5 protein-coding genes are annotated in these 6,050 nt (G+C 52.3%); 3 read left to right on the forward strand and 2 right to left on the reverse strand.

Annotation, left to right across the window (positions count from 1 at the left end; genetic code table 11):
* Position 1: 1 nt before the first annotated feature.
* A complete protein-coding gene (gene raiA / locus ACQ3G7_RS17075) occupies positions 2-337 on the reverse strand; it encodes a ribosome-associated translation inhibitor RaiA (RefSeq protein ID WP_263099742.1) in 336 nt (111 codons plus the stop codon).
* 273 nt (positions 338-610) lie between these two features.
* Entirely contained in the window at positions 611-1,348 is a 738-nt protein-coding gene (gene bamD, locus ACQ3G7_RS17080; RefSeq protein ID WP_263099743.1) for an outer membrane protein assembly factor BamD, read from the reverse strand.
* Between the two features lie 131 nt (positions 1,349-1,479).
* Between bamD and rluD the strand changes: the two genes are divergently transcribed.
* The 3 genes from rluD (at position 1,480) to clpB (ending at position 5,891) form a co-directional block, all read left to right on the forward strand.
* Positions 1,480-2,460 carry a 23S rRNA pseudouridine(1911/1915/1917) synthase RluD gene (gene rluD / locus ACQ3G7_RS17085; RefSeq protein ID WP_430890670.1) on the forward strand — a complete coding sequence of 327 codons (981 nt, stop codon included), beginning with the start codon at positions 1,480-1,482 and terminating at the stop codon, positions 2,458-2,460.
* Positions 2,457-3,188: a purine nucleoside phosphorylase YfiH gene (yfiH, locus tag ACQ3G7_RS17090; RefSeq protein ID WP_430890671.1), complete on the forward strand. Its 732-nt coding sequence runs from the start codon at positions 2,457-2,459 to the stop codon at positions 3,186-3,188. Before rluD ends, yfiH begins: the two co-directional genes overlap by 4 nt.
* A 129-nt stretch (positions 3,189-3,317) precedes the next feature.
* Positions 3,318-5,891: an ATP-dependent chaperone ClpB gene (gene clpB, locus ACQ3G7_RS17095; protein WP_430890672.1), complete on the forward strand. Its 2,574-nt coding sequence runs from the start codon at positions 3,318-3,320 to the stop codon at positions 5,889-5,891.
* The last annotated feature ends 159 nt before the right edge of the window (positions 5,892-6,050 follow it).

The following is a 6,050-nucleotide window of genomic DNA, read 5'->3' on the forward strand; positions in this document are numbered from 1 at the left end:
ACTACTCTTCTTCTTCAACGAAGCTTGGGTCTTTCACCGACGATGCGGCGCGACGTGCTTCACCTTTGTGTTGCACTTTATTGAGCTGCCGTTCCAGCTTGTTAATCAAATCGTTGATAGCGGTATACATATCTTCGTGTTTTGCGCTGGCGACCAGATGCCCGTTTGGCGTGTTGATCGTCGCATCCGCAATAAAGCCCTGTGGCTCTTTAGACAGAATGATATGTGGGTTAATCAGATGGGTTTGCCATTTATCCAGTTTGGCGAGACGGTCTGCGACATGCTGGCGGATTGCCGGAGTAATTTCCATTTGTTTACTGGTAATGTTCATTGTCATAAATTTTACCTCTTGTCTTTCCGTCTTGGTGATTTCAGCATACCGTGGTGAATGTCAAAATGTGTGATTTAAATCACATTATTTTGTCACTTTTTGTCAAAGGAAAGGTTTTGTGAGGCAGGACAGGAAGAGCGCAAATATACCTTGTCGAACGCGTAAATAGCGGTCATAGTTGATAGGATGGATTGAGGCTAAACCGCTTCAGCAATAAGTGAAACCGAATAAAAAAACGGCAGCCTGCGGGCTGCCGTTTTGTCTTTCAGACGATCGCTCTTAGCTGGCGCTACTGTTCGCCGCGATGATTTTTGCGACTTTGTCGGCCTGCGCGTTCATTTGCATTTCGCGGTAGGCTTTTTCCATCAGCGGCAGCGCATCGCGCGTGGCTTTTGCATCCGGGAAGTCACGAAGCATCCCTTCTACGCGGTTGACAACAGCAACCCAGGCGCCGCGGTCGGTGTAATATTCCGCGACGGAGTAGTCATACTTCGCCAGGCGATCTTTCAGGAAGACCAGGCGTTTGGTGGCATCGGTGACGTACTGGCTTTGCGGATAGCCGCGCACCAGTTTGGAGAAGTCCGTAAATGCGTCACGCGCATGTTGCGGGTCGCGATCGCTACGATCCACACCAAAGAACCCTTGCAGCGCACTGTCATCCAGCGCCATGTTGGTCAGCCCGCGCATGTACATCACATAATCGATGTTGGGATGCGTCGGGTTCAGGCGAATGAAGCGGTCAATGGCGGCCTGAGCCAGCGGCAGATCGGCGTTTTTGTAGTAAGCGTAGATCAGATCCAGTTGCACTTGCTGAGAGTAAGGGCCAAACGGATAACGATTATCCAGGGCTTCCAGTTGCGTTATTGCCGCCTTCCAGTTACCGTCTTGCAGTTTTTGCTGGGCAGTCGCGTAGATTTCATTTGGTGGATTATCAGGCACCACTTCCTTTGAACCGGAGCAACCCGCCAAAGCCAGACTCAACGTGGCGGCTGCCACCAGATATTTCATGCGCGTCATGACGTTTAGACTTTCCTCAGAATGTTAATGCGGGAGATTCTTTATTCCTGCTCCCGACTAAGACCAGCTACAATAGCACACTATATTAAACGGCAAAGCCGTAAAACCCAACGTTAACGAAGAAGCTGTATATGGCACAACGAGTACAACTCACCGCAACGGTATCCGAGAACCAACTCGGTCAACGCTTAGATCAGGCTTTGGCCGAATTGTTCCCTGATTATTCACGTTCGCGCATAAAAGAATGGATTCTCGACCAGCGCGTGCTGGTCAACGGCAGCATCAGCGACAAGCCGAAAGAGAAAGTGTTGGGTGGCGAAAGCATTGCCATCAATGCTGAAATTGAAGAAGAAGCCCGTTTTGAACCGCAAGATATTCCGTTAAATATCGTTTATGAAGATGACGACATTATCGTTATCAACAAGCCGCGTGATTTGGTGGTGCATCCGGGAGCCGGTAACCCTGACGGTACGGTGCTGAACGCGTTGCTGCATTACTATCCGCCTATTGTCGATGTTCCGCGTGCAGGGATTGTGCACCGCCTGGACAAAGACACCACCGGTTTGATGGTGGTCGCCAAAACGGTGCCGGCGCAAACGCGACTGGTGGAGTCCTTGCAACTGCGTGAAATCACACGTGAATATGAAGCAGTCGCTATTGGGCACATGACCTCGGGCGGCACTGTTGAAGAGCCGATCAGTCGTCACCCGACGAAGCGTACGCATATGTCCGTGCATCCGATGGGGAAACCGGCGGTCACGCATTACCGCATCATGGAGCATTTCCGTATTCATACACGCTTGCGCCTGCGTCTGGAAACCGGCCGTACGCACCAGATCCGTGTACATATGTCGCATATCACGCATCCGCTGGTGGGCGATCAGCTGTACGGTGGTCGTCCGCGTCCGCCAAAAGGCGCATCGGAAGCGTTTATTGAGGCGCTGCGTAAGTTTGACCGCCAGGCTTTGCACGCAACCATGCTGCGTCTCTATCACCCGATCAGCGGTATTGAGATGGAATGGCATGCGCCGATCCCACAGGATATGGTCGATCTTATCGACGCGATGCGCGCTGATTTTGAATTGCATAAGGACGATGTGGCCTGGTTATGACCAAACTGATCCGCCCGGACTGGCCGCAACCCAAACAGGTTGCAGCCTGTAGCTCGACACGTATTGGCGGCGTTAGCCCGCTGCCTTATGGCTCCCTGAATCTCGGTGCACACTGCGGTGACGACCTCATTCTGGTGGAAGAAAACCGTAAGCGCATGTTCGCGGAAGGTGGTTTACCGTCTAAACCCGTGTGGCTTGAACAGGTGCACGGCACTGATGTGCTGAAACTCAGCGGTGAGCCTTATGCGTCGAAACGGGCGGATGCTTCCTACAGTAATACCCCGGGTGCCGTTTGTGCGGTGATGACCGCCGACTGCCTGCCGGTTCTGTTTTGTAATCGCGACGGCACCGAAGTGGCTGCTGCACATGCCGGTTGGCGTGGGTTGTGCGCAGGTGTGTTGGAAGAGACGGTCGCGTGTTTTGCGGATAAGCCGGAAAATCTGCTGGCGTGGTTTGGCCCGGCGATTGGCCCGCAAGCCTTCGAAGTCGGCCCGGAAGTGCGGGAGGCGTTTATGGCTCATGATCCCCGGGCTGATAGCGCGTTTCGCCCGGCTGGGGAAAAGTTTTTTGCGGATATCTACCAGCTCGCGCGCCAGCGGTTGGCTAGCGTAGGCGTCGAGCATGTGTTTGGCGGCGATCGCTGTACTTTCAGCCAGCCGGAGGATTTTTTCTCCTATCGCCGGGACAAGGTCACCGGGCGTATGGCAAGTTTCATTTGGCTGATATAACCTAACGAATCAAGACGATCCGGCACGCGTAAGTTTTCTTTCGCATAATTCAGGTCATTCACCTTGAATAATTGAGGGATGACCTCATTTAATCTCCAGTAGCAATTTTGACCTGTTATGGGAGGAGTTATGCGTCTGGATCGTCTTACTAATAAATTCCAGCTTGCTCTTGCCGATGCCCAGTCGCTCGCACTGGGGCAAGACAACCAATTCATCGAACCTCTTCATTTAATGAGCGCCTTGCTGAATCAGGAAGGGGGTTCGATTCATCCTTTATTAACCTCTGCTGGCGTGAATGCTGGCCAGTTACGTACCGCTATTGAACAGGCGTTAAGCCGTTTACCGCAGGTGGAAGGCACCGGTGGCGATGTGCAGCCTTCTCAGGATCTGGTCCGTGTGCTTAATCTTTGCGACAAGCTGGCGCAAAAGCGGGGTGACAATTTTATTTCGTCAGAACTTTTCGTTCTGGCTGCGCTGGATTCACGTGGCACGCTAACCGATTTGCTTAAATCCGCTGGTGCAACAACGGCCAATGTGACTCAGGCGATAGATCAAATGCGTGGGGGAGAAAACGTGAACGATCAAGGGGCCGAAGATCAACGTCAGGCCTTGAAAAAATTCACCGTCGATCTGACCGAGCGCGCCGAACAAGGCAAGCTCGATCCAGTCATCGGCCGTGATGAAGAGATCCGCCGTACTATTCAGGTACTGCAACGCCGGACGAAAAACAACCCGGTATTAATTGGTGAGCCAGGTGTCGGTAAAACTGCCATTGTTGAAGGTTTGGCGCAGCGTATTGTCAATGGCGAAGTACCGGAAGGGCTGAAAGGCCGTCGCGTGCTTTCGCTGGACATGGGCGCGCTTGTTGCCGGGGCGAAATACCGCGGTGAGTTTGAAGAGCGTCTCAAAGGTGTGCTTAACGATCTGGCGAAACAAGAAGGCAACGTCATCCTGTTTATTGACGAACTGCACACCATGGTGGGGGCAGGGAAAGCCGACGGGGCGATGGATGCCGGTAACATGTTAAAACCTGCGCTGGCGCGTGGCGAACTTCATTGCGTCGGGGCAACCACACTGGATGAATATCGCCAGTTTATTGAAAAGGATGCTGCGCTGGAACGTCGTTTCCAGAAAGTACTGGTCGCAGAGCCAACGGTGGAAGATACCATTGCCATTCTGCGTGGTCTGAAAGAGCGTTATGAATTGCATCACCACGTGCAGATCACCGACCCGGCGATTGTTGCGGCGGCAACGCTGTCACACCGTTATATTGCCGATCGCCAGTTGCCGGACAAAGCCATTGACCTGATTGATGAAGCTGCATCAAGTATTCGTATGCAGATTGACTCGAAACCGGAAGAGCTGGACCGTCTTGATCGCCGTATTATTCAGCTCAAGCTGGAACAGCGGGCGCTGATGAAAGAGTCAGATGAAGCCAGTAAAAAGCGTCTCGAAATGCTCAATGAAGAGCTGGAAGAGAAAGAACGCCAGTATTCGACATTAGAAGAAGAGTGGAAAGCCGAAAAGGCGTCGCTCTCCGGAACGCAGACCATCAAATCGGAGTTGGAACAGGCGAAAATTGCGATGGAGCAGGCACGCCGTAATGGTGACCTGGGACGCATGTCGGAATTGCAGTACGGTAAAATTCCTGAACTGGAAAAACAGCTGGCGGCAGCCACGCAGACGGAAGGCAAAACGATGCGTTTGTTACGTAACCGTGTAACCGATGTGGAAATTGCCGACGTGTTGGCGCGTTGGACCGGCATTCCGGTGGCGCGGATGATGGAAGGCGAACGTGAAAAGCTGCTGCGCATGGAGCACGATCTTCATCATCGTGTGATTGGCCAGGATGAAGCTGTGGAAGCCGTTTCGAATGCCATCCGTCGTAGCCGTGCCGGGTTGTCGGATCCTAATCGTCCGATTGGCTCGTTCCTGTTCCTTGGGCCAACCGGGGTGGGTAAAACCGAGCTGTGCAAATCGCTGGCGAACTTTATGTTCGACAGTGACGATGCGATGGTGCGTATCGATATGTCCGAGTTTATGGAGAAACACTCTGTCTCACGTCTGGTGGGGGCGCCTCCGGGATATGTCGGCTACGAAGAGGGCGGTTATCTGACTGAAGCGGTGCGTCGTCGTCCTTACTCCGTCATCCTGCTGGATGAAGTGGAAAAAGCGCACCCGGATGTGTTCAACATCTTATTGCAGGTGTTAGACGACGGGCGTTTGACGGATGGGCAAGGCAGAACCGTGGATTTCCGTAATACGGTGGTCATTATGACATCTAACCTGGGTTCTGACCTGATTCAGGAGCGTTTTGGCGATCTTGATTATGGGCATATGAAAGAGCTGGTGTTGGGTGTCGTTAGCCAGAGTTTCCGTCCGGAATTCATCAACCGTATTGATGAAGTGGTGGTGTTTCATCCTCTGGGTGAAAAACATATTGCTTCTATTGCGCAGATCCAACTGCAACGTTTGTACAAGCGTCTGGAAGAGCGTGGTTATACGGTGACGATTTCTGACGAAGCGCTGAAACTTCTGAGTGAGAATGGTTACGATCCGGTGTATGGGGCACGTCCACTGAAACGTGCCATCCAGCAGCAAATCGAGAACCCGCTTGCGCAGCAAATTCTCTCCGGTGAGCTGATTCCGGGAAAAGCGGTTCAACTGGTAGTGAAAAACGATCATATTGTGGCAGTGCAGTAAGTCACAAATATAAGAAAACGGGCCCTGCGGGGCTCGTTTTTGTTTAACAACCAGGCGAAAATTCACTTTCGGCAGTGGTTTTGCCTGGAAAGTGAGCGAACGATAACTTTTTTTAAATTAGGGGTTGTCAGCCGGAATTAACTCCCTATAATGCGCCTC

Origin of the sequence: Kosakonia sp. N21, from assembly GCF_050587465.1 — a bacterium.
Lineage (GTDB): Bacteria > Pseudomonadota > Gammaproteobacteria > Enterobacterales > Enterobacteriaceae.